Here is a 22732-nt window from a genome sequence, read left to right on the forward strand (position 1 = left end):
GACCACAATAATAAAAGTCATGTTTAGCGCTATACCAGTTTCTGCATTTATTCTCCTTGCTCTACTCCTTGGACTTATCATAGGCCATGTATCAGGCTCGGTTTACCCTTTAATAGACAATACCGCAACAGGGTTTATTACCTTGCTGCAAATGACAGCCCTTCCCTACATATCGCTTTCGCTAATGGTAAGTATTGGCAGCTTATCACCTAGTAAAGCAGGCAGGTATGTCAGCCAAGCCTTACTATATGTCGCTTTATTGGCCTTAATTACGCTTACAGTTATATTTCTGACGCCGTGGGCTTTTCCTGATTGGCAGAATTCCGATTTTTATAGTGCAACCGCAATCAAAGCGCCGGAAACAGTCAATTTCGTCAACTTATTTATCCCAGCAAACCCATTTTCGGCATACGCGGAAGGTGTTATTCCATCGGTCGTGTTATTTAGTGTTTTTATTGGCATAGGGTTAATGCAAATTCGTTCAAAGCGAACAACTATTACGACCCTGTCTCAGCTTCAATCGGCAGTTGCAAACGTTAGCGGTATAGTAATGCGTTTCGCGCCTTTAGGCGTTTTTGCAATTGCATGGCGAGCAAGTGCAACGATTCCAACGGAACAAATTGAAGGATTAACGGTTTATATTATTTCTGCTTTGTTTGTAGTGTTTGCGCTAGTAATTGTGGTGTTACCTTTGTTGACCGCTGCCTTAACGCCATTTAGCTATGGTCAAATCATAAAAGCATATCGCTCCGTATTATTAACGGCACTAGCAACAGGCAGTTTCTTTGCCATGATCCCTGCGATTGTAGAAAAATCAAAAGAACTTATTGAGGAGTATCGCTCACAAGCAGGTGAAGAAAAACATATAGGTGAAATGCTGGTACCAATAACGTTTAGCTTACCTGTTGGCGGCAAACTATTGGTACTTCTCTATTTATTGTTCGCCGCTTGGTTTTCAGGTTCTCAGCTGTCATTTTCTGATCAGTTGCAATTAATTTATCAAGGCATACCGCAATTGTTTGGTACGACAACATTAGCTATGACCCACTTGCTTGATATGCTGAGCTTGTCAACAACAATGTTTGATATGTTTATTACAGCAGAGAATCTTCTTGTCGGACGAATTAGCTCAGTTCTTTCGGTGATGTTTTCCGGTGTACTCACGATTTTGGTTTATTGTGGGCTGACTAAATCGATAAAGTTTGACCTAAAGAAAACCGCCAAACTTTCTTTAATAGTACCTATAGTCACCTTTATTTGCTTGTATGGTTTACACACAGGATTTGGGCAAATGAATTTAGAATACAAAGGGTATGCTAAATTTATTGAGCGAGATTTTATTCGCCCTCAACCTCAGAGTAGCTATTTAAAAGAAGCGCCTGCTAATGCCGCAATAATACAGCCCTTTAGAGGCGTGTTAGAAAGAGTACAAAAACGTGGTTTGCTTAGAGTGGGTTACTTTCGTGATGACCTACCTTACGCATTCCATAATAAAGAAGGAAAGTTAGTCGGCTTTGACATCGAAATTTTAAATATGCTTGCTAACGATTTATCGGTAGATATTGAGTTTGTCCGAATTTTCCATCAAGAAGCGGCGGCGCTGTTAGCATCTGGATATTTAGACTTAACAACTGGCATTCCACTTATTCCTGATAACATGAGTAAATATACCTTGAGTGAACCCTATTCCACCCAAGAAATTGCTTTTCTTATTAAAGACTCAAGGAGAAAAGAATTTTCTCAATGGGATGATATTACCAATAGAGAAGATCTTATTATTGGTATACCTGAAACCTTCTTCTACAAAGACGCGGTAAGCAAGTATTTCAACAAAGGAAAAGCCTGGGAGATATCTACGCCAAGGCTGTTTTTCAAAGAGGAATACCAGCATATAGATGCGCTGCTCTTTGGTGCCGCAGCAGCATCAGGATGGACACTGCTTTACCCTGAGTACAGTGTTATTGCGCCAAAGCCGCGTGTTGAGCCTATTTTTATGGCATTCCCTATCAATAAAAATGATCACAATTTCGAGCGATTTATGAGAAACTGGATCGCAATGAAAAAACAAAATGGTAGCTTAGAAAAATTATTCAGCTACTGGATAGAAGGTAAAACAATTTCACCATGACATTTTCTAAAATTAAAGCGGCATTGTGTTGCGCAATCTTAGCCGCCTGCTCAAGCCAATATCAGGTTTCTACTAATTTAGACAAAGAAAATTTCTACAATGCTTTTGCACCAGCTAAAGTCAGTATTTTTGAATCTGAAAGTGACTTTGTAAACCGCTACAAATTTTTAGGTGGTGTTGAAGGTGAATCATGTCAAGCTAAAGCACACCATGAAGAACCAAATGAAATTGAAGCGCGAACACAAGCAAGACTTAAAGCGTTTGAATTAGGGGCAAATGCAATCGTCTTTTCCGGCTGCAGCTTGGCTATTGAAGATGAAGCAGATCGTAAATGCGTACGCACCAAGCTTTGTTATGGGAAAGCCTATTTCGTTGAAAATATAGAAAATACCGAAAAACAGAAAGGTTAGCGCCTTGGAATTCGCGTTTTCTCCCATTGCATTTATCGAATCACCTTATAAAGAAAAGTTTGCCATCCCACGTCAACCTGGTTTAGTGCCAGCTGCAACAGGAAAAATAGTTTTTACTGGCGAAGCGAACAACCCTGAAACTGTTCGAGATATTAAGCAATATAGCCACCTGTGGGTCATTTTTGTTTTTCATGGCACACAGGCGCATGGCTGGAAGCCTCTCGTTCGCCCTCCTAGATTAGGTGGTAATGAAAAAACGGGTGTTTTTAGCACTCGAAGTACTTTCAGACCAAATGCTATCGGCATGTCTGTGGTTACACTTGACGAGGTTGTTTGGCAAAATGGACAGTTAACCTTGTCTATATCAGGTCTAGATTTGCTCGATGAGACACCAGTATTAGACATTAAACCTTATGTTCCATATTCTGATGCCCTGCCTGATGCAGCGGGCGGAATGGCTCAATCTGCACCAGATACAGAGCTTTCTGTTGAGTTTGATAATACTGTAGAAGCCATATTGAAAAAACATCTAAAAACGTTTCCTCAATTAAAAGCATTAATTACTCAAATTCTGAGACAAGACCCCAGACCCGCGTATAAAAAAGGAAAAATCGACGACAAAATCTACGGTATGAAACTGTATGATTTTAATATTATGTGGCGTCTGATTTCCGCTAATACTATTGCGGTAACTGAGATACAATATCTCTCATAAAGATTCAACTCCTCACACTGATAAGAGCATACAATGCAAACTAGGCCAATGATCGAACTTCCTCTGCTAGCAGCAATTTGGGGGGGCTCCTTTTTATTAATGAAATACGGCGTACCTGAATTTGGTGCCACTGGCTTTATGGCGACACGTACTCTGGTTGCAGCCTTACTATTATTGTTTTTTTTAGCTGCCAAAAAGCAAGTTTCAGAACTGTGGCAAAACAAATTTCACTTATTTGTGCTTGGTAGCTTTAGTACGGCAATTCCTTTTGTTTTATTTGGCTGGGCAACGCTAACATTAAGTGCAGGGACAACATCTGTATTAAATAGTACCACCCCAATGTTTGGTGCTTTAATCGCCTATTTTTGGCTCAAAGACAAGCTTTCATTTAAACAAGTTTTAGGCCTTGCCATCGGTTTTTCAGGGGTATATGTACTTGTCCAAGATAAGATACAAGCAGGAGATGCGGCCGTCGTTTTGCCCACTTTAGCGGTACTACTAGCTACTTTCTGCTACGGTGTGGCTGCTAATTATACAAAGAAGTACTTAAGCCACTTAGGGTCATTAGCCCTAGCCACTGGTAGCCAAGTTGCTGCCAGTATCAGCTTAGTACCAATCGCGTTGTTTTATTTACCTGATGCAATTCCTAGCGAACGCGCTATTTGGTCTGCGCTAGCGATTGGTGTTATCTGTACTGGTTTTGCCTACATCATTTTCTTTCGAATATTAAAAGGAATGGGGCCAACTAATGCCATGTCAGTTACATACCTTATTCCATTATTTGGTATTTTTTGGGGCTATATGTTTTTACAAGAGCCAATTAGCATCAATATAATTGCTGGTGGCCTCCTCATTCTATTTGGTATAGCGTTAACAACCGGCGTATTAAACCCCAGAAAGATGCTAAGAAAAAAGCCAGCTTAATGCTGGCTTTTTCATCATAAAAATTAGCACTAATTCTTAAAAACTTTGCCAGACTTCATAACAAAATCAACATCCATTAGCTCTTTAATATCTTTTAACGGATTGCCATTCACGGCAATAATATCGGCAAACTTTCCATTTTCAATGGTGCCTAAACTAGCACTTTTCCCGATCAAATCTGCACTGTGAATGGTTGCAGATTTAATCACCTCTTGCGCTGACATTCCCGCTTGGTGCATCAAAAATGCCTCTTTACCATTGGTACCATGTTTAGAGACGCCACAATCTGTGCCATACGCAATTTTCACCCCTGCTTGATGCGCACGTTTGAATGCTTCAATCATATCGCCGCCAACGCGAATCGCTTTTGCTTTGATAGGCTCAGACATAAAGTTAGATGTTTTGGCCATGTTGACTACTGTGTCACCCGCCATCAAGGTAGGTACTAAATAGGCGCCAGTTTTCTTAAACAACTTAATGCTTTCTTCATTTGCATAACTACCGTGTTCAATACTATCTACACCGGCACGAAGTGCGGCATTAATACCCGCAGCAGCATGAGCATGGCTAGCAACTTTTCGACCTAAAGAATGAGCCGTATCGACCACTTCTTTTAACTCATCGTCTGTCATTTGCTGTCCAGTACCTGTGTTGGTGTCAGATAGCACACCGCCAGTACTGGTAATCTTAATAACATCGGCACCGTATTTTATCGCGTGGCGTGTCGCTTTACGGCAGTCATACGGACCATCACAAATAGTTTCTGGCGTTCTCATTTTTAATAAATCTGGACGCATACCATCAACATCACCATGTCCGCCCGTTACAGCCACACTAGAGCCAGCGGCAATAATTCTAGGGCCAGCAATGTCACCGCGTGCAATACCATCACGTAGCGCGTAACTCTGTTCTGGCTTGCTACCTAGATCACGTACCGTAGTAAAACCAGCCATTAAGGTTTTGTTTGCGTAACTAACACTTTTAACCAACTTATCAGCATCTGAAAGGCGTAAACTTTCACTGTCATTTTTAGGCCCTAACTGCCCTTGTAAATGAACATGCATATCCATGAGCCCAGGCAATACAAACGCGTTTTTTAGATCGATTACTTTTGCTTTTTCACCTTTTTTAAGCGAGATATAACCAGATTTAACGGCGACGATCTTATCGTTTTCAATGACAATAGATTGTTTGGTTAAAGGTTTTTCACCTGGTACCGCTAATAACGAGCCAGCGTGAATAATAGTGGTTTGTGCCAAAACACCGCTTGATATACCTGCTAACATCAAGCAAGTCGTTATGGGGGTTAACTTTTTCATGGGAGAATTCCTTTGCTATTATTATTTTATTCACTCTACCATAGCAAGGAATGTTAAGAAGGCAAACTCACAGCACTCTTTCAGGGTACATTGTAAACAGTTTGCCTTTATAAGATATACTTATTTGTACTAGTGTTGATGACCACCAACACCATGAGCATGGCCGTGCTCAATTTCTTCTTCAGTGGCATCACGTACATCAACAACTTCAACGTCGAAGGTTAACGTTTTACCAGCAAGTGGGTGGTTAATATCCACTTCAACCATAAAGCGACCTGCTTTAATAACAGTTACCTGACGTGCACCCTGCTCTGTTTGAACAACAGCGGTCATACCTGGCTTCCACTTTTTAGCGCCTTGCAAGTGTTTTACAGGCACGCGTTGTGTCGCATTTTCGTCACGCTCACCATAACCTTCTTCAGGAGAAACAGTTGCCGTAAATTTGTCACCTGCAGCCTTATCCGTTAATGCTTTTTCTAATCCAACGATCATATTTTTATGGCCGTGAAGGTATGCAACAGGATCTCCTTCATGAGAAGACTCAACTTCAGTACCTGATTCATCTTTTAATGTGTAGTGAAATTGCACTACTTTGTTGTCAGAAATGTTCATGACTATTCCTAGTTTTTGCTTGTAATACTTGGGGGTATATTTGGCGCGAGATTGTACCAAACCTAACAAGTAAAGGCTAAGCAAGAACTAATAAAATAACGACACTGGCAATAATTAATCCCATACCAATATATTCTTTTAACGTGATTTTCTCTTTAAATATGCGATAAGTTAATATTAGGGTAATAAAGAACTCTACTTGCCCTAACGCTTTAACGTACGCCGCATTTTGAAAACTTGCACCGGTAAACCAGCCAATTGAACCTAAAACACTGGTAACCCCGACAAACAAACATAGTCGCCACTCTTTTGCCATGACACTGAACTGCCCTTTATCTTGCCACCAGATATAGATAACAGACAGCACAGATTGCAACGTGATCATAAAAACAAGTGTCACAGCAGCGCTAATCATCAAATCAGTATTTAACGCAAGACTAGATTCACGAATGAGTAAAGTGGTTATCGCTAATCCTAAGCCCGACGCCAAACCATAGCCAGCACCAGGGTTTTTAAAAACATCGTTAAATGTAAACTTAACTTTTGAAACGATTATTACCCCGATTACACCTATGACAACTGAAAACCAGCCCCAAAAGCTTAATGCAACAGAAAAAACCAGAGCACCAACAATAGCCACTTGTATTGCTTCGGTTTTAGCGAGGCTAGTCGCAACTGCAAAATTTCGGTATCTAAAGGCTGCTACTAAACATGCAGTACCAATTATCTGCATGACACTGGCAATAGAAGCATAGGTAAGAAAGGTGGTATTTAGTTCAGGGATAGACTGTTCGCGAGCTTGCAATAAAAACCATAGGTAACCGAAGGCAAAAGGTAAAGCGTATAAATAGCGGACGCCTGTTGTCGCCATTGCAGAAAGTTTATTAGAAAGCTGCTTTTGTCCGGCAGTTCTCACCGCCTGCATAAAAGCGGCAAGCAAAGTAAAATAAATCCACGTTTCCAATGTTTAGTCCTTTAGGAGTGAAAGTGGACGTCATTTTACCTGTTTACTGCCATTAATTGCATGATTTTTAAAGTGCTTTGGGTTATAGCTAATATCATTAAAATCAATACTCCTAGTTAGACTTACCGTCGATAACCTTTTGGCGCTCTAATTCGTAATCTTCATAAGACGTTGGCTTTTCATTCAAGCATTTATCCATATCTTGAGCATTTTGCGCTTCTTTAATGCAGTCGTTTTTGCGATGGCCCTGTCCAGAATTGTACAACTCTTTCGATGTACATGCCGACGCTACCAACACAATTATCGAAACGACTAAGCCAGTTTTAAGTTTGTTCACCTTTTGCTCCCTAATTCCAATCACAGTTGCTCGTGTAGCAGTGAATTCAAACAGCGACTCGTAGACACGCCGTCAGCTACATAAGACAGTTATTTCAAATGACAGTTATAGGACGATTCTCAGGCAATATAGTTCACAAAGATTTAACAACTATAAGTATTCGATGTTGAATTTAGCAAGGTGACAGGCGCAATTTATTAGGCTTGTTGCTCAAGTTGGTCAAACAAACCATCTATATTTTGTTCTAAGGTGTTTACTCTCTTTTTATCTCCAGCGCTTAATTTTTCGTAACCTGAAGCCAAAATATCGTCTATTCTCGACATTAATTTATCTACTTCTTTTGGCTTTACATCACTTTTAACCGTATCAAAGAGTGCGTTGAGAGAGTTGTTAAGTAGCTTAAGTTCTTCTTTCTGTTGAGCAGTCAGTTGTGCAGTAATTAATTCGTCTATTTTTTGATATGTATTGTCTATCTCGTGATCGACACCGTCCACTTGCTGCTCTTCCAACGCAAGTAAGGAGTCCAGTTGATTTTCAAGAGTAGCGATTTTTTCCTTTTCCTCTTTCGACAAAGACTTTTCAGCCGCTTCAAAAATACTGTCTAATCTATCAAATATTTCATCCGCTGCTTTTTCTTGAGCTGAGTTAGGCTCTGCCCCTGCAAACAATGAGTCGAGTTTTTGATAACTTTCATTTAATTCTTTTTTTTGTTTATCCGTTAGCTTGGTCATATAGATACTATCTATCTGATCGAATAGTGACTCTATTTTCCCTGCAGTTCTTGCACTGTCTGAAATTGAGAGCTGATTATCATTTGCTTGTTGAGCTAGCGAACTATTAGACAATGAATTAGTTTGCAAGCTTTTAACCGTGCTAGCGCTAGCATCAGACTTTTTAGATTGAACAAACAAACTTTGCTGCTGTTGATGAATTTTCATTATTAAGCCCTTACATCTTTTTAGAAGAGAAATTAGACTAACAATGAAACGAGCTAAACATTGTATCGGCTTGTATCAATGTAAAGAAATTGGCTTATAAATAGCGAGCTAAAAAAGTTGTAAGCCCTTATACGGTTTAATTTTTAAAGATTCTAACCTGTCTTGAAGATGACCCACATGCAGCTCAAGTTTATTACCGTTAGGGTCTAAAAAGTATAACGACAAACCCTCACTTTTATTTTCTTTCCAAATTTGAGCGCCAGCAGCTAGTATGGCATTTTTCATTTTGTCAAAGTCGGCTTTTTCTACATTTAACGCAATATGGCTATAGTCTTCACTCGGTTTTACGATATCAACAGATAAACAAAACCAAAGTTCACCGATTGTTAAGTATGCGCCATTCTCCCACTTGGCATGTGCTTTAAACCCTAACACTTGAGTATAAAAGCTAAAAGACTTCTCTAAATCGTTAACAGCAAGAGTAATATGATTGATTGCAGTGATCATAATGTTTAAGTGAACTCTTTGGTCATAAACATGCTGAAAGGATCTTCTTGATAATCACCAAACGGTTTGCATTCAACAAAACCAAATGATTGGTAAAGTTTTTGTGCGGGTATAAAAGCTTCAGCGGTTCCCGTCTCTAAACTAATCTTTTTAATATGACTTTGCTTTGCATGTTCAATAATATGGTTAAGCATCTTTGCAGCAACACCTTTTCTTAGAAATTGCTTAGCAGTGCGCATTGATTTAATTTCAACATGCTCGGCATCAAGCACTTTAAGAGCGCCAACACCCGCTAACTCATCTCCTTGCCACATACTCCAAAAAGTAACATTGGGAAGTTCCAAGCGTGACAAATCCAAAGCATGTACGCTTTCAGGAGGAGAATGTAACAACATGTCTTGATGGTGTTCTTCTAGCAAAGCTATTACAGCAGCATTTGTTAAACCACCTAATCTTATTTCCATTTTTACTCTTACTTTTACAAAAAGGCTTAAACTAACCAATTAACGGCTTAAAGCCACCAAAAATCATTCGACTTGCTTCAAATACCGGTCGTTCTTCATTTTCAAACAATGGCGCTAATATAGTTGCCATTCTAGTGTCCGTAGCAACTTTTCCATTTGCTATATCTCTTATTTCTTTTGATGGAAAACTAACCCAGCCTATCACGACCACTTCATCTTCTTTAACTTTCGCAGCCTCTTCAAAGTGGCGCACTCCTTCAAGGCTAGCATTATCACTTATAAACTCTTGATAACTAAGTGCTCCATGCTCTTTCCAGATCTCTGCTACTTTTTCTGATACCGAGGCATAACTTTCAATGTTTTCAAAAGAAATAGGAAAAACAAAGCTATCTATATAAACGGACATTTTACTCTCTCGAATAAGTTGCTTAGGTAGTAACTATCTTAATCGACTTTTGACTGCCATCAACTTTTAACCCACCAAAGGGAATTTTCTTGCTTAAAAGATACGAGCCCTTTGGGTGAAGTGATGGAAACAACACCTTTCTCGAAGGTTGCAGAATTTATTTGATAATGATTTCTACGTTGGTAAAACGGAAAAATGCCAACCACATTTTGCAGGTATTCTTTAGTAGACGTTGGATCACCATTTACCCGAGTGCAATTAATAAAAACGATAAACTGCGCAGAATTATTGCCTCCGGAAAACCCTTCCATATAAAACGAAAGTAAATTAACACAAGCATTCTTAGCGCTTCTTAATTCTTTAGTTGCTATCGACTTTTGAACCACTGACGCAAAACCGTCAGTGTATAAGCTTGCAATGCTGTCAATTTGTTTCGAAAGCTTAGGTGGAATTTCTGCTGAAAAACATCCGAAAGACACTAAGAAATTCAATAAAATAATTAACTTTTTCATTAAAGAATTGCTCCTAAGGTGTTACGGATTTATAACTGGCAGAAATACTGACGAGTAGCCATTTACCACTAGCTTTAGACCACACTTGTGTGCCTCCGCCTGCGCCAGTAAAAGATTGACCCGTTTTAAGTAGTACTGTTTGCTGATATTCATTAATTAAAATTGCGGTATTCGCATCAATAACGGAAACTTTTACATTAGTAAACACTAAAGATTCAACACGCTGAAGTGCATGGAAACTTGGTTCAATGAAAGCTTTAAACTCTGCGAATGAGTTCCAGTTTGTGCCATCGCCATTTAAACCAACAAACGCTTTACTATCGATAAAAGCAAAATATCCATCGATATCTATCTTGCTTGCAGCGTCAGCTAGCCCTTTAAAAGAAGCCTTCACTTCTTGTTCTATTTGATTGATCTGTTCAGTTTTCAATTGCGTTTTCTTTGCTTGGGCAACTTGGCTCGATATTGACAATAAAACAACGGAAACAGCTACTAAAGCCACTGTTTTTATAACGTTTAAAATATTCATACTAGGAAATTACAACCTATAGGTTCGGAAATTGGTATTTACGGCGAACTTCATCGACTAAACGAAAGCGAGAAGACTTTTGCCTTTCGTGTGGCGCAAACTTAGAACTGACTTGATCTAGCAAATTTACAGCCGCATTTAACTTTTCTCGCTGTTTTTCATCTAAGTTATCATCAGTCATTAACTCGTTAATTTCTAATATAGCAAGCTCCTTAGAGGCTATATCTTCAGGTAACCCTGACTTGGTGCACAGTCCATAGATGCCATCAATGAAATGCATCCATTCATCTTCAATATGCTTAGGTAAATTGTCATTTACTTTTACATCAGATGAGTTGTGCCCGAGTGCTTTTAGCAGTGTAATTTGCTCTTGATAGCGTTTCGCAAACAGTGAAAATATCGCGTCTTTTGACTCCAGAGATTGGACTAATGTGATCCATGAAGCATAGCCTTTTGCGTAAAATTCAATGTCATGTTTCTCTTGATGTAAACCAAAGAAAGAGTCACAGGAGCTTTGCACGTTAAGTTTGTATGAGCATTGAGGCATAACGCCTTGCTGTTGAAAAAGATTAAACTCCTGTTCAGTGACTTTAGTGACAGACAAAAGTTGTTCTTTTGTATAAAAGTTATCTAAAAGATAGCTAATTAATTCCAATGAAAAATTACCTCATTTCATTCTGTTAAATAAATTGTTGTCTACGAATAGATAAGATCGCCAAAACCCCAGATTAAAGTACCAACAACTACCAATAAATGAGAGATATAAGCTTTATGTTGATGCCATTTAGATGGGGACAAAATTTTAGAGTCGGCGCCAGTTTCGAGTGTTGAATACAAAAGGGAAAGCTCTAGTTTTAATAGAGAATATTCACTCATAGCGCCAAATAGCACCACCATAGCCCCCATCCTAGCAAACCACATAGGTTCAGTCGTTAACCCGAGAACAAAACCAAGGGCTAAAGATATGACGGCTAAAACAATAAATAAAAGTGGTGCTCTTCTGATACTCAAAGTAATCCCTAATGCCAATTTAATGTAGTTGGTATAAATTAAATCAGTTCTTAGAAAACAACTGTACCTAACACCACACCTAAACTAATCACTATTGATACGCCACAAATAATTAATACCAACTTTAATTGGCCCTGCTCTTCACTCTTTGCTGATTTTTCTGAATCATTGTTGTTTTCCATGTTTCTTCCTTAGGTCATTTGTTCTTGTTTTTATCCTTTCAAGAATAACTGGAAATTGTTACAAGTTAAACGCTTATTATTTAAACGAGTAAAGTTCGATGTGGTGCTAACTAGTTGGAAGCCAAGCTTTTCAAGTACTCGTTCAGAACCTGGGTTGTTTTCCAAGACTTGAGCACTAAGCGTTGATAAAGCCAATTCGTTTTCAGCTATTTCGATAAGCTTAGATAAACAATAACTCGCAAAACCTTTCGACGTACTGTTTTGGGCAACTCGATATCCAACAAAACCACTTTCTTGATCAACGTCTTTCAAATTTGCTCTTGCGACAATACTGCCACTTTCATCAATAAGTACCCCTGAATATCCTTTACCGTCAGCCATTTGTTTAACGAGTGATTCAATATGGCTATGTACACCACTTTCGCTATAGAATTCTTCTGGCCTAGCGGCTATCAAGGATTCAAACCAATCTTTGTTTTCCTTTTCGAATGCCAACAACGCTGGCCCATGATTAAAAGTTAAGGTTTCAAATTGCATAATAGGTGTGTTCTCAATACTTACTTCTATCGAAAGGAGCAGGTAAATTCAAAATTATCAGAAACAGTGATGATAGCACGCTTATTAATTTCATTTTGTGTTACATAACCGCACGAGCCTTGATACGACAGTCCGTTATCTAAAGTAAAAAAGTAATGATACTCTCCATCGTTTTGCGATAAAGAGTAATAAATAGTATTGCTGTGGCCTTGTTCAATTCTACCAAAATCGAGAGTATTGTTTGGCAGGATTACAGTAACGGATTCAATGTTAGCTGTTGAATTATTTTTAACCGCTAAATTTGGCATAATGAACAAAACAATCTGATGAATAACAACAACTAGCACAAATAAAACGATCGTGGCTTTTGCAAAGACTCTAACATAAACGTTTGATAACAAAGTGGGCTGGTAAAGCATTGTTCGTCCCTTTTCTACCCGTAAACCCTGAGTCTAGATTACCTTACTCGACACAGCGAGTTAAGCCCTTTTTCTGCCAATATTAATCACGCGTTTATCTTCTCCAATAGTGTGTTTTGCTTTAATAAACCAACTTGAAAATAACACTTTAACAAGCCAATAAAACATAACAACAATCATCAAATAAATCGGTAAATCTTCAGGGATATAATCAGACCACACGTTTGACGTGTTTGCGACAAAAGACATCACAGCTCCTAACATGGCATAACACATGCGCCACAAATGTCTGGCAATACGATGAGCACCAGAAATGCCGCCGCGTACAATCATATTTAAATCGAGTAAGGCTGCAATTAGAGCTACGCTTCCAAAAATAGTATACATGGTCGTCATAAAACCAGGTTCAGACGTAAAAGCCACATAGAAATATCGAGAACATATCAAAGAAATGGCGATAAAGGCTAAAATGTCGAAAAGACCGGTTTGCTTCGGTGGCCTCATTGCCACAACCCAGCCTGTAGCAGCAAAATAGATGGATGCGAAAGCAATAACCGGGTCTTGAGCAAGAAACGCAGCACTACCAGCCATTAACAGTAAAGAAAAAAAGAAGACATTTCCCGCTATTCGATGAAGCCTTCCTCCTTTGGTAAAGATTAACGCCCCTACGCCAGAAATAAACAGGATCGTCCCTGCAATAATATGAAAAACAAGCACTGCAATTCCCTTTAAGTGTTTTTATTTAATCATATAATTCGACTGTTTAAATAACAATCAGGCTGTTCAAATTCATTGGTTACAAATCAAATGCAAAATGCCATGTTCGTAAATTAATCTTTCCTAACCTTGTCAAAGCGCTCGATTAAATCTTCACTTTGGCAATAGCCTATGGTTAACGTGTGCGCTCGATTACTTTCGTCAATGTAAAACAAAGCGGGAAAACCACTTACTCCAAGTCTTTGAACTAAGTGCAAATGACCTTGAAATCTTTGTTGCGTCTCAGGCGCATGAATAATTTTTTCAAATTGACTTTCATCCAATCCTATAGCACCTGCGCAGTTAATCAGTACCTCAATCAATGAAGGGTTTTTAGCATCCAAGTAATAAGCAAACTGGATTGCTTTAACCATAGATTGAGCACTATTTTCACTAAGCGCTTCGGCCGCAATAACTGCTCGACATGCTGGATAAGTCGAACGATAAGGCGTATTTAACTGCCAAAAGTCATGATTAAAGGAAACCTGAGCACGTTGTTCGATTTGGTGCCAGTAGCCCGCTATGGTTTCTCGAAGAGTTTGCTCCATGGGTAGGTCTGAATCTGGTGCAAGCCCTCCCATTATCCATTCCACTTTTGCAGCTGGATACTTTGCTAAGAAGCTTTCTAACTGAGGTTGAAAGCCATAACACCAGCCACACATAGGGTCGACAACATATAAAAATTGCATAGTCACTCTTATTCACTATCCGTGAAAAATTCTAACTTAAATAAGAACTATGGTACCAAAAGTAATTAATGATTTAGCCTAAAAGCTGAAGGTCTCATTAGCTCTTTCAGCTTTTAGCATTTGATTAATTAATCTTTTGACACAAGAGAGTTTACCTAACTCTTGATTAATTTAAGTCTCCTAAAGGAATGACTTGCAAGATATCGGAGAAAATAAACAGCGTATTATTGTCCGGTGTCACCCTTAAGTAACCACTGTCAGGAATTTCTTGCGAATAGATAACTTTTGCATCACCTTGCTCGTCTATTTCAGTCAAATCAAAGATGACAAGCTTTTTCTCTCCACGGAATTGACTATATGTAGCGTAACCGCGAGTACCTTCTAAGTTCATCGTCGCTGATTCGATTTCGACATTTTCCCCATAGGTATGTGGTAACTTAGCTAATACCATTGAGTTACTATCAACAAGCTGGTAAACATCGTTATACAACAAGTACTGCGTACCTTGCTTGTTCAACGTTATATTATGCGAACTCCAAGAATCGCTAACAGTCTTCATTCGAGCGGTTATTGGGTTGTATTCCACTACTTTTCCGTATCTCATCACAAGAATAGCTTTGCTCCGATCTACCGACGTATGGATGTCAATAACGTCTGGGACTTCATCTATGACCATTTCACTAAAGGTTTTCTTTTGAATATCATAAACCTTCATGTTGTGCTGACCATAATATGCGCTTTCATTGCCTTTAAATACGCCTAAAAGTACTTTGTGATTGTTTAAGAATCTTCCCGACCAAAATTGTTCATTAAGGCCGCTCAGCTCTGCACTCTCAATTTCTTCATAAGTCACAGCGTCGGCAAACGTTACTTTATTATCGCGAATTATCAAGAGTTGCTCGCCATCGGGGGATATATCTAAACCAATTGCCTGAGCGTAGGGAAAGTCTGGCATCGCTAACCATTCGCCATCTTTAAATTGTACAGGTAACCACTTACCATCATTTCGAATATACAAAATAGTATTTCTATTGTCGTAAATAGAAGGCCCAAAGTCAGCGTCAAATACATCTGACTCGTTAACATAGGATTCAAAAACTTGAGGCTCTATGACGGTTAGCGTTTTATCTAAAGCGAGTGATGCATCTTTTTCTATGGTAAACGTGACATCACCTGCATTGCTTATAGGTTCAGCAATAATTTCAACTTCAAATGGATTGCGATATGTTTGTTTAGTTATAGTTAAACCGTTTAAGGACATTTGTTCGCTTTCAAAGTTTTGTAAACCGCAACCTCGAACGGTGAACTCTGTGGGTTCGTCAACGTATTGAATTGCAGGCATAACGGAGATGCTAGCAAAGGTAGAAGAATTTAATGATAACGTAACAGGGATATGCATTTCGTAGTTCATGCCATTTAGGCGAATAAACAAGTCGGCAGCGTAAACACCACATTGCATATCATCATCAATAACAAAGTCTAATTTGGCTAAATTTGCGTCAGATGTTTCGGTAGTGGCTAACCAATCCTTTGGCGCGTAAACGTAATCAACCTCGAATTCCCATTCTTTATTAGCATAGTTTTCTAAACTAAAGGTAATGGAGATATCAGTGTTAGGATTATCTTTATCGTAGTCTATATCAAGGCTATTGGCAGATATTTCAGGAAGAGGATGAACTGTCAGCTGTTGAGTGTATTCCACAGTGTCAAATTCTAGTGTACAAGCAGAGTCGTAGCACCCTTGAATAGTTATTTTATCTTCATATGTTCCCGCTTCAAGACTAGCAATATCTTTGCTTTCAATCTTTAGCTTCCCGAATACTGTCTCACCCGTGACAATCTCAGTTTCGATTTCAAAAACATCGCCATTGGTATGAGAGACATAAAAGTAAATTGCGCCGTTTGCGACTGCTTTTTCTTGCGCTTCTGAGGATAAATATACATTTACTTCCTGATACGTTCGAAAATCTTGACCAACGATTCGTTCTTGTTGTCCCCTAGCTTTTTCTAATGTTAAGTACTCTAAAGAAATAGGTTCAGTAGAGGTTTTAGAGCCCGCACTAGTGGAACCGCCTCCACCGCCTCCGCCACAAGCGGAAAATATAAAAATCGAGATCATCGCTATTAGCAATGCCCCACGTCGAGAGCGTGATAAATTCATCCTTTTAATACCTTTTTTATTATTATGTATTCGTTGCTTTTATTATCCTAGGAGCGGCATGATTAACCCTTTGTTAACCAAAACCATTTGGCGCCTATGTTAACACAAGAAGTCAATCAGGCACTCACTTTGTTACAACGACGTAAACTTATACGATATACAATGCATCCTCATCGAGATCACAGTCACTCGCAGCAATACTTCCCAAGCCCTTTATCGGCAATTTGGCAAAGCCTAGCCTGTAACATACATTTAACCAGCCCGTTACTGATAGTCCTCTAATTTTAACTTCTCTTTTTCACAGACCTTGATAATTGCGTCGCGTTTAGCCAAGTTTTTAAGGTAACGAGATAAGTTACTAAATGACAAAGGTGGCCTTTTAAATTCATCGGCCCATATCGCCAGCATAAACAAGAAGAAGTCGCAGGCGCTGATAGAGTTTCCAACGAGATAATCTTTATCTTGTAGCTCGTTATCTAATAACTCAAGCATCGCCGTCACCCGCTCTTCTTGTGCTTGCACAATTAATTCAGCACTTTCACCATTTTTAATGTGCTTTTCAGGATAAAAGTAAACCATCAATTCAGCCTGAACAGTATTGGTTAAGTACATCATCCATTGAAAAAACAATGGTCGGTTTGGCGAACCTATTTCAGGTATTAAGTTGGACGACGGATTTGATTCAGCTAAATGAATACAAATCGCGGGGCTTTCAAATATAGGCACACCATTATCAACAAGTGTTGGAATTCTGCCTGCTGGGTTTAACGCTAAATACTCTTGAGATTTTTGTGCATCACTCTTTCGATCAACTAAGACTAATTCAAAATCAACTTTCAACTCTTCCAAGATGAAGTGCGGTGCCATGCTGGCATTTAATGGGTAATAATATAGTTGGTACAACGCTGAATCCTTTTTACATTTTGTAGAAACATTCATTTAAAGAACCAGATTGTTTATTCAGCAATAACTGACGGGGTAATTAGGCGACTAAGCTTTAGACGCTTCCTAAAATTCCCATGCAATTTGGTTTCTTAACTTTTCAACTAATTTTACGTCAGAACCAGCCACTGCGATATAGATAAATGAATTTTCAGACATTTTTACACACTTTAGCGCAGCCCTATTGTCAATATAGTTGCCATAGGCATACAGGCCATTTTTAACGACTGAATTAAAGCCTAGACTTTCCAGCGTTAACATCGCTTTATTCGAGCATTGCTCAGCGCTCATTTTTAATAATTTGTGATGCGACCAAAGTTGCGGAGGCGAAACTATGCTTTGCGCTGTATCTAAAGAGTCTAACGTTTCATCAGGCCCTGTTTCTTGGTAAATGTAATCTAAGATCAGCGTGCTAATAATCGTGATAACAATGCCTGCAATAATAGCTGAAATTATCTCTTTACTGTGATTAATAACTATTTTCAATGTCGCCTACTCCTTTGGCAAAGGCTCTCGTAAGTAGCTGATGTATTGTTGTTCAAAAATGTAAAGCTAATCGAACAAAGCCACTAACCAACTGTCGAGCCTAGAGCGAATTAAGCTGTTAGTTAAGCGTTTCATTGTAACTTTAAGAAAGATATAAATGCATCAGCTGTATCTTCAGGACTTTCTATCATGGGTAAATGACCGATATCATTCATTATAGAAAGTTTTGCACGAGGGATAACCTGCTTTAGACCATCAGCCCCTGAAACATGTAAAACCCTATCTTTATCCCCCCACGAGACAATAAGCGGTCCATTGTAACTTTTTAAAGCTACATCTAATGGTGACTCGGGTTGTGGCTTTCCATTTTTCATCCTATGTATTTGATGAAATATTTTTGTGTTTAAATCTACTCTTTCTTCAGCCCTCAATGCCAAAAATTTGATGATAGCACCCGGTACATAAGGAGGCTCAGCAAACAAGAAGTCAAAAAGCTGTTTAAACTCTGATTCAGCTCTTGGCAAAACCATTGGGTTTGCACCTTTCATAACTGCTGAAAACATTTCACTAGTTTCTGAATTTTTGATACCAAATGGACTAATGAGCCACAAGCTTTCAATTTTCGAAGGAAATTGTGCAGCATAGTTTCCAGCAATGTAACCCCCCATAGAGCTACCAGCTAAATGAAAGGTATCAATTTCTAGTGCAGATATTATTCTATTCAGCCTAGTTACCTGAGAAAACACATCATAGTCTAGGTTAATATTACTCGTACTGTTGCCAAAACCGGGTAAGTCAATCGCGACTACATCAAAATGTTCAGTTAAGTGCCTTGAAATTCTATTCCAGTTATCTTTATCAGCACCAAAACCATGTAACAATACTAATGTAGTGCCACTACCACCTCGAAGATACTCAACGGTTAAATCTTCGGTTTTTAGCTGCTGTACCTTTAAGCCTGCAATACTTCTCTCTGCACTTATCATATACTTAAATAGTGTTGAGGTTGGTATAGCCGCATAAGCTAATAAGCACAAAACAATCACCCCAAGAAAAGCGAACGACAATTTCTTCTTCATGCACATTCCTATTGTTTTGGCTTTTGTTTAATATTTTTAGTACGTTAGCAGTAATTCATACAATCTTCAACGTCATATTGGCTCCGAGAAATCGAGCCATCTATCGCACTTTTGTTAATATTTATTTATACCCAAAACCACGACAATTTTCCGAATAGCTTTTGCTCGCAAATGGTCGAAAACTATTGTAACCACACCAGTAAATAAACTCTGCCAATTCAAGTAAACTTTATTTTCATTTAACGTCGGTAAACCATAGAAAACTCACTTGTTTAAAGATACACTAGCCCGCCTTAAAACAAGGCGTAAACATTAGGTTGTTGTAGTGAAATTTGCAGATAAAGAAGTATTAATATTTGATTTGGATGGAACGCTTATTGATAGCGTGCCAGATTTAGCCTTGAGTATTAATCAAATGTTGTCCAAGTTAGGCATGGCAACCTTTTCTGTTGATGAAATTAGAAGCTGGGTAGGAAATGGCGCTTTGGTGTTAACTCAAAGAGCGTTGTCAGGTAGCATCAATATAAGCCCAAGTCTTGATCCTATTTTTGTAGAAAATGCACTTTCGATCTTCTTAGAGTTTTACGAGCAAAATGTTTGCGTCGATACCAGCGTATACCCTAATGTAGCAAGCACGTTAGAAACGCTGCACAGCCAAGGTTATCGCTTGGTAATCGTAACCAATAAGCCAGAGCAATTTGTACGTCCTATCCTAACTAAACTAGGTTTAAATCATCTATTTGAAATGGTGGTTGGCGGCGACAGCTTACCTAAGCGAAAACCTGATCCTATGCAATTAGAGTACGTTTGTGAAAAACTTGCAGTTAGTCCTGGCAAGTGCATCATGATAGGCGATTCCAAAAATGACATTTTTGCAGCAACTGCGGCAAAAATGGAAAGTATTGGGCTAACCTACGGCTATAACCATGGTGAAGACATCAACAGCCACGGCGCTACAATAGTGTTTGACGACTTTGCCGATATTCTTGGGTCGCTAGCAGCTATACCTAGTGTTGTGAGCTAAACGGCTTCATAAATCGTACAAACATATTTCGTTTTTTAGAATTCTCACTTACTCATTAGAATATGCATTTTCAACATTCTGAACCTGTTAAAACACGTATAGGTATTATCGGCGGTGGTGTTGGTGGCGCTACTATCGCATTACAATTGAGCCAACAAGGTACCGAAGTTTATTTATTCGAAAAGGAATCAAGCTTAGTAAACGGTCCTCCTATGTGTCACCTACACGCTGGTGGTAATTTGTATCGCGAAATCTCTGACGAACAATGTGTAGACTTATTAAAGCAATCAGTTAAAACAGCACGACTTTATCGAGATGCAATCGACTATCGACCGACTATAGTTGCAGTTCCACAAAAAGATAACGGGCATCCCGACGATGTAATTACGAGACTAAACATTCTTCAGCAAGAATATGCAAAGCTAATTGAGGCAGACCCTCGAAATCAAGTATTAGGCCCTGCCTCACAATACTTTACATTATTTCAACGTGAAGACATCGAGCAATTAGCAAAAGAGCCCACACCAAAGAAACCAGAAACGCCAGCCCAATGGATGATCGCTTTTGCTAAAGCCGCCGATTTAAATCAGTTAAAGTTCCCGTTAATTTTAGTGCAAGAATACGGTATCAGTGTTTTTAGGCTTGCCGCAATTTCTAGTCTCACGTTGGAAAAAAGCGAAAATTGTCAGCTTCTAACTAACACACAAGTAACCGCTGTTACTCATAATAATTCTAATGATCATAAACAAGGTACTTGGACAATAAATGCTGCACATGAAAGCACTAATAAAGAGTATGAAGTAGACTATCTAATCAACGCCTGTGGCTTTAGAACAGGTACTATCGATGACATGATAGGCCTATTACCAAAGCGAATGGTGGAGTTTAAAGCGGCTTATATTAGCCAGTGGTCGAACGACAATAGCTATTGGCCGGAAATTATTTTTTATGGCACACGCGGCACGAAAAATGGCATGACTCAGCTAACCCCGTACCCTAATGGTTACTTTCAAATTCATGCAATGACGCCAGACATCACCTTATTTGAAGACGGTTTAGTATCAAGCCAACAAAAAAGCGCACAGCCTCAGTTACCCACCAAGTTTTTAGCGAAAGTAAATCACAACTGGGACCCGCTCGTTATTAGCAAGAGAACAGTAAAAGCGATAGACAAAGTCGCTGGCTTTATTCCTACTTTTGGAAGTGCGACTTTAGGCGGGCCACCTATGTATGGCGCTCAACAAATTCCTGGAGTAGATTCTACTTTACGTGTTGCAGATGTTTCTTTTCATCAAGGTAACTATGCACGATGCGAAATCGTTAAAGCGTCATCAGCTTTACCTGCCGCAGAAACTATTATTGATAAATTAGTAGAACAAGGAATGCTATCTAAAACAGCAGCCGTAAGCAGTGACTCACACGATACAATCGTTTCTGTATCTGAACACCTGACAAAAACAGAGATTAGTGAACGAGCAGAACAGCTTGCGATAGCAAGGAAGTTTCCAAAAGATTTAGCCGGACTTACAAACGCTAAAAACCATTAAGTTTTGCTTGAAGTATTAGATACAAAGATTTGTCCTTTAGCATAAATAATTCGTCTAATAGCCATTAGAAAAACTACGAGCAAAAAACTGTTAGGTTCATTAATGGCTATAACCTCGATTGGTTGATAATCATTGTTAAAAGCAAAACTTAAAATATCATGATCGCCACCTGCTGCACCTGTCCCTGAACTAAACCCAACATACGCATAGTCAGTGCCCAAGGTATCGCTTAAATCTACGCTGGCACTAACAATGGGATCATCTGGCCTATCGCTTCCTTGAGACAACCGAACTTCGACCACTTCAAGCAAACCGTCATAGTCAACCCAAGCGGTCCAAACGGCACCATTATTCATTCGCGCTTCGACAGGTGTCATAGCAATTGAATGCAAACTGCCGTTGACGTCGATGCCAACGTGATTTCCATCAGCACCATCAAAAGCGCCATTTCGCCACGTATCAAATTCTATTGCTAAGCTGTTGCTAACGCCGCCATAACCAATTGCACCGCCTAATCCACCAACAGTGTTCGAATTGGATTGCACGACAAAGGAAATACCGTCAGCCCCTTGCCCATCATTGTCTGAAATTCCTTGAGGATCGGTAATTTGAAATTCAAAGGCGGCACTAAAAGAGGCAAGATTTTGTAGTGTAATTGGGTTCATTAAATAAGCGCTACTCGATTGCCATAAATCATCAGTCAGGCGCAGAACATCATTAGAGTTAGGGTTTAATGTAGCAGCCTCTCCATTTAGCTGAATATTGGTTAGATCTGAAAAGTCATAAAAGACAAAGGAATCTTGCGCTCTGGATAAAGATGAGAAAAAAACCACGGCAAGCAATACGAAATACTTCATGTCGAAAACTCCTCTTTAAGTACTTAAACAACTGCATTAAATGCTCAAAGACCGGCGATTTACGTCGTATTGGTCCAACTTGCCGCTTTATAATGCTAACGTCCAAGTTAGCTCTACTTACAGGCTTGAGAACCTATTAAAGCGAATATAGTGCCGACAACTACCCTTTCAAAACAAAAACATAACCATATGATTATATTGAAATAAAATAGTTAAAGTAGATAACATTACGTTGTGAGATATGGCGAGAAATTGTAGAACGCGATGCATATTGCAA

At 39.0% G+C, this 22732-nt stretch carries 28 protein-coding genes; 6 read left to right on the forward strand and 22 right to left on the reverse strand.

Features of this window, described 5'->3' with window-relative positions; all coding sequences use genetic code 11:
* Positions 1-19: 19 nt before the first annotated feature.
* The 4 genes from ACOB80_RS07860 to ACOB80_RS07875 are packed head-to-tail and all read left to right on the forward strand — an operon-like array spanning position 20 to position 4177.
* Complete coding sequence (locus ACOB80_RS07860) at positions 20-2128, forward strand: cation:dicarboxylate symporter family transporter (protein WP_473165257.1); 2109 nt, start codon at positions 20-22, stop codon at positions 2126-2128.
* Positions 2125-2538, forward strand: coding sequence for an Rcs stress response system protein RcsF (gene rcsF / locus ACOB80_RS07865; RefSeq protein ID WP_473165258.1), 414 nt, complete (start codon positions 2125-2127; stop codon positions 2536-2538). The genes ACOB80_RS07860 and rcsF overlap by 4 nt, the downstream gene beginning before the upstream one ends.
* A gap of 4 nt (positions 2539-2542) precedes the next feature.
* Positions 2543-3253, forward strand: coding sequence for a tRNA (N6-threonylcarbamoyladenosine(37)-N6)-methyltransferase TrmO (tsaA, locus tag ACOB80_RS07870; protein WP_473165259.1), 711 nt, complete (start codon positions 2543-2545; stop codon positions 3251-3253).
* Positions 3254-3286: 33 nt separating this feature from the next.
* Complete coding sequence (locus tag ACOB80_RS07875; protein ID WP_473165260.1) at positions 3287-4177, forward strand: DMT family transporter; 891 nt, start codon at positions 3287-3289, stop codon at positions 4175-4177.
* Positions 4178-4206: 29 nt separating this feature from the next.
* On the opposite strand, the gene ACOB80_RS07880 is transcribed toward ACOB80_RS07875, so the two are convergent.
* The 21 genes from ACOB80_RS07880 to ACOB80_RS07980 form a co-directional block, all read right to left on the reverse strand.
* Positions 4207-5496, reverse strand: a complete 1290-nt coding sequence (locus ACOB80_RS07880; RefSeq protein ID WP_473165261.1) for a metal-dependent hydrolase family protein — start codon at positions 5494-5496, stop codon at positions 4207-4209.
* Between the two features lie 129 nt (positions 5497-5625).
* Positions 5626-6108 (reverse strand): FKBP-type peptidyl-prolyl cis-trans isomerase, encoded by a 483-nt coding sequence (locus ACOB80_RS07885; RefSeq protein WP_473165262.1) that lies wholly within the window; start codon positions 6106-6108, stop codon positions 5626-5628.
* A gap of 76 nt (positions 6109-6184) precedes the next feature.
* A complete protein-coding gene (locus ACOB80_RS07890; RefSeq protein WP_473165263.1) occupies positions 6185-7072 on the reverse strand; it encodes an EamA family transporter in 888 nt (295 codons plus the stop codon).
* A 112-nt stretch (positions 7073-7184) separates the two neighbouring features.
* Positions 7185-7409, reverse strand: coding sequence for a hypothetical protein (locus tag ACOB80_RS07895; RefSeq protein ID WP_473165264.1), 225 nt, complete (start codon positions 7407-7409; stop codon positions 7185-7187).
* Between the two features lie 197 nt (positions 7410-7606).
* A complete protein-coding gene (locus tag ACOB80_RS07900) occupies positions 7607-8347 on the reverse strand; it encodes a hypothetical protein (RefSeq protein ID WP_473165265.1) in 741 nt (246 codons plus the stop codon).
* 108 nt (positions 8348-8455) lie between these two features.
* Positions 8456-8854: a fosfomycin resistance glutathione transferase gene (gene fos, locus ACOB80_RS07905; RefSeq protein WP_473165266.1), complete on the reverse strand. Its 399-nt coding sequence runs from the start codon at positions 8852-8854 to the stop codon at positions 8456-8458.
* A gap of 5 nt (positions 8855-8859) precedes the next feature.
* Positions 8860-9318: a GNAT family N-acetyltransferase gene (locus ACOB80_RS07910; protein WP_473165267.1), complete on the reverse strand. Its 459-nt coding sequence runs from the start codon at positions 9316-9318 to the stop codon at positions 8860-8862.
* Positions 9319-9349: 31 nt separating this feature from the next.
* Entirely contained in the window at positions 9350-9724 is a 375-nt protein-coding gene (locus ACOB80_RS07915) for a DUF1428 domain-containing protein (protein ID WP_473165268.1), read from the reverse strand.
* 59 nt (positions 9725-9783) lie between these two features.
* Entirely contained in the window at positions 9784-10236 is a 453-nt protein-coding gene (locus tag ACOB80_RS07920) for a hypothetical protein (RefSeq protein ID WP_473165269.1), read from the reverse strand.
* 13 nt (positions 10237-10249) lie between these two features.
* Positions 10250-10765, reverse strand: coding sequence for a YybH family protein (locus ACOB80_RS07925; protein WP_473165270.1), 516 nt, complete (start codon positions 10763-10765; stop codon positions 10250-10252).
* Positions 10766-10781: 16 nt separating this feature from the next.
* The gene (locus tag ACOB80_RS07930) at positions 10782-11420 is read right to left on the reverse strand and encodes a DUF6058 family natural product biosynthesis protein (RefSeq protein WP_473165271.1); all 639 of its coding nucleotides are present in this window, start codon (positions 11418-11420) and stop codon (positions 10782-10784) included.
* 41 nt (positions 11421-11461) lie between these two features.
* Positions 11462-11776: a hypothetical protein gene (locus tag ACOB80_RS07935; protein ID WP_473165272.1), complete on the reverse strand. Its 315-nt coding sequence runs from the start codon at positions 11774-11776 to the stop codon at positions 11462-11464.
* Positions 11777-11826: 50 nt separating this feature from the next.
* Positions 11827-11958 (reverse strand): hypothetical protein, encoded by a 132-nt coding sequence (locus tag ACOB80_RS07940; RefSeq protein ID WP_473165273.1) that lies wholly within the window; start codon positions 11956-11958, stop codon positions 11827-11829.
* A 30-nt stretch (positions 11959-11988) separates the two neighbouring features.
* Positions 11989-12495: a GNAT family N-acetyltransferase gene (locus ACOB80_RS07945; RefSeq protein ID WP_473165274.1), complete on the reverse strand. Its 507-nt coding sequence runs from the start codon at positions 12493-12495 to the stop codon at positions 11989-11991.
* Between the two features lie 26 nt (positions 12496-12521).
* On the reverse strand, positions 12522-12914 hold the full coding sequence (locus ACOB80_RS07950) for a hypothetical protein (protein ID WP_473165275.1): 393 nt from the start codon (positions 12912-12914) through the stop codon (positions 12522-12524).
* 60 nt (positions 12915-12974) lie between these two features.
* Positions 12975-13631, reverse strand: coding sequence for a hypothetical protein (locus ACOB80_RS07955; protein WP_473165276.1), 657 nt, complete (start codon positions 13629-13631; stop codon positions 12975-12977).
* 113 nt (positions 13632-13744) lie between these two features.
* Positions 13745-14359, reverse strand: coding sequence for a DsbA family protein (locus tag ACOB80_RS07960; protein WP_473165277.1), 615 nt, complete (start codon positions 14357-14359; stop codon positions 13745-13747).
* A gap of 166 nt (positions 14360-14525) precedes the next feature.
* On the reverse strand, positions 14526-16520 hold the full coding sequence (locus ACOB80_RS07965) for a hypothetical protein (protein ID WP_473165278.1): 1995 nt from the start codon (positions 16518-16520) through the stop codon (positions 14526-14528).
* A gap of 264 nt (positions 16521-16784) precedes the next feature.
* Positions 16785-17423, reverse strand: a complete 639-nt coding sequence (locus tag ACOB80_RS07970; protein WP_473165279.1) for a glutathione S-transferase family protein — start codon at positions 17421-17423, stop codon at positions 16785-16787.
* Positions 17424-17528: 105 nt separating this feature from the next.
* Positions 17529-17948, reverse strand: coding sequence for a hypothetical protein (locus ACOB80_RS07975; protein ID WP_473165280.1), 420 nt, complete (start codon positions 17946-17948; stop codon positions 17529-17531).
* Between the two features lie 131 nt (positions 17949-18079).
* A complete protein-coding gene (locus tag ACOB80_RS07980) occupies positions 18080-19027 on the reverse strand; it encodes an alpha/beta fold hydrolase (RefSeq protein ID WP_473165281.1) in 948 nt (315 codons plus the stop codon).
* A gap of 325 nt (positions 19028-19352) precedes the next feature.
* On the opposite strand from ACOB80_RS07980, the gene ACOB80_RS07985 reads away from it, so the two are divergent.
* Both ACOB80_RS07985 and ACOB80_RS07990 read left to right on the forward strand, forming a co-directional pair.
* Complete coding sequence (locus ACOB80_RS07985; protein ID WP_473165282.1) at positions 19353-20051, forward strand: phosphoglycolate phosphatase; 699 nt, start codon at positions 19353-19355, stop codon at positions 20049-20051.
* A gap of 62 nt (positions 20052-20113) precedes the next feature.
* Positions 20114-21598 carry an NAD(P)-binding protein gene (locus ACOB80_RS07990; protein WP_473165283.1) on the forward strand — a complete coding sequence of 495 codons (1485 nt, stop codon included), beginning with the start codon at positions 20114-20116 and terminating at the stop codon, positions 21596-21598.
* On the opposite strand, the gene ACOB80_RS07995 is transcribed toward ACOB80_RS07990, so the two are convergent.
* Positions 21595-22455 carry an L-type lectin family protein gene (locus ACOB80_RS07995; protein WP_473165284.1) on the reverse strand — a complete coding sequence of 287 codons (861 nt, stop codon included), beginning with the start codon at positions 22453-22455 and terminating at the stop codon, positions 21595-21597. The genes ACOB80_RS07990 and ACOB80_RS07995 overlap by 4 nt on opposite strands.
* Positions 22456-22732 lie beyond the last annotated feature (277 nt).

The sequence above is a fragment of the Thalassotalea coralli genome, from assembly GCF_055786205.1.

Excerpts from the sequence above, each read along its gene's own strand:
- ACOB80_RS07860 (WP_473165257.1), top strand. The coding sequence starts at position 20 with ATGTTTAGCGCTATACCAGTTTCTGCATTTATTCTCCTTGCTCTACTC.
- rcsF (WP_473165258.1), top strand. The coding sequence starts at position 2,125 with ATGACATTTTCTAAAATTAAAGCGGCATTGTGTTGCGCAATCTTAGCC.
- ACOB80_RS07875 (WP_473165260.1), top strand. The coding sequence starts at position 3,287 with ATGCAAACTAGGCCAATGATCGAACTTCCTCTGCTAGCAGCAATTTGG.
- ACOB80_RS07880 (WP_473165261.1), bottom strand. The coding sequence starts at position 5,496 with ATGAAAAAGTTAACCCCCATAACGACTTGCTTGATGTTAGCAGGTATA.
- ACOB80_RS07885 (WP_473165262.1), bottom strand. The coding sequence starts at position 6,108 with ATGAACATTTCTGACAACAAAGTAGTGCAATTTCACTACACATTAAAA.
- ACOB80_RS07900 (WP_473165265.1), bottom strand. The coding sequence starts at position 8,347 with ATGAAAATTCATCAACAGCAGCAAAGTTTGTTTGTTCAATCTAAAAAG.
- fos (WP_473165266.1), bottom strand. The coding sequence starts at position 8,854 with ATGATCACTGCAATCAATCATATTACTCTTGCTGTTAACGATTTAGAG.
- ACOB80_RS07910 (WP_473165267.1), bottom strand. The coding sequence starts at position 9,318 with ATGGAAATAAGATTAGGTGGTTTAACAAATGCTGCTGTAATAGCTTTG.
- ACOB80_RS07915 (WP_473165268.1), bottom strand. The coding sequence starts at position 9,724 with ATGTCCGTTTATATAGATAGCTTTGTTTTTCCTATTTCTTTTGAAAAC.
- ACOB80_RS07920 (WP_473165269.1), bottom strand. The coding sequence starts at position 10,236 with ATGAAAAAGTTAATTATTTTATTGAATTTCTTAGTGTCTTTCGGATGT.
- ACOB80_RS07925 (WP_473165270.1), bottom strand. The coding sequence starts at position 10,765 with ATGAATATTTTAAACGTTATAAAAACAGTGGCTTTAGTAGCTGTTTCC.
- ACOB80_RS07940 (WP_473165273.1), bottom strand. The coding sequence starts at position 11,958 with ATGGAAAACAACAATGATTCAGAAAAATCAGCAAAGAGTGAAGAGCAG.
- ACOB80_RS07945 (WP_473165274.1), bottom strand. The coding sequence starts at position 12,495 with ATGCAATTTGAAACCTTAACTTTTAATCATGGGCCAGCGTTGTTGGCA.
- ACOB80_RS07950 (WP_473165275.1), bottom strand. The coding sequence starts at position 12,914 with ATGCTTTACCAGCCCACTTTGTTATCAAACGTTTATGTTAGAGTCTTT.
- ACOB80_RS07960 (WP_473165277.1), bottom strand. The coding sequence starts at position 14,359 with ATGCAATTTTTATATGTTGTCGACCCTATGTGTGGCTGGTGTTATGGC.
- ACOB80_RS07965 (WP_473165278.1), bottom strand. The coding sequence starts at position 16,520 with ATGAATTTATCACGCTCTCGACGTGGGGCATTGCTAATAGCGATGATC.
- ACOB80_RS07980 (WP_473165281.1), bottom strand. The coding sequence starts at position 19,027 with ATGAAGAAGAAATTGTCGTTCGCTTTTCTTGGGGTGATTGTTTTGTGC.
- ACOB80_RS07990 (WP_473165283.1), top strand. The coding sequence starts at position 20,114 with ATGCATTTTCAACATTCTGAACCTGTTAAAACACGTATAGGTATTATC.
- ACOB80_RS07995 (WP_473165284.1), bottom strand. The coding sequence starts at position 22,455 with ATGAAGTATTTCGTATTGCTTGCCGTGGTTTTTTTCTCATCTTTATCC.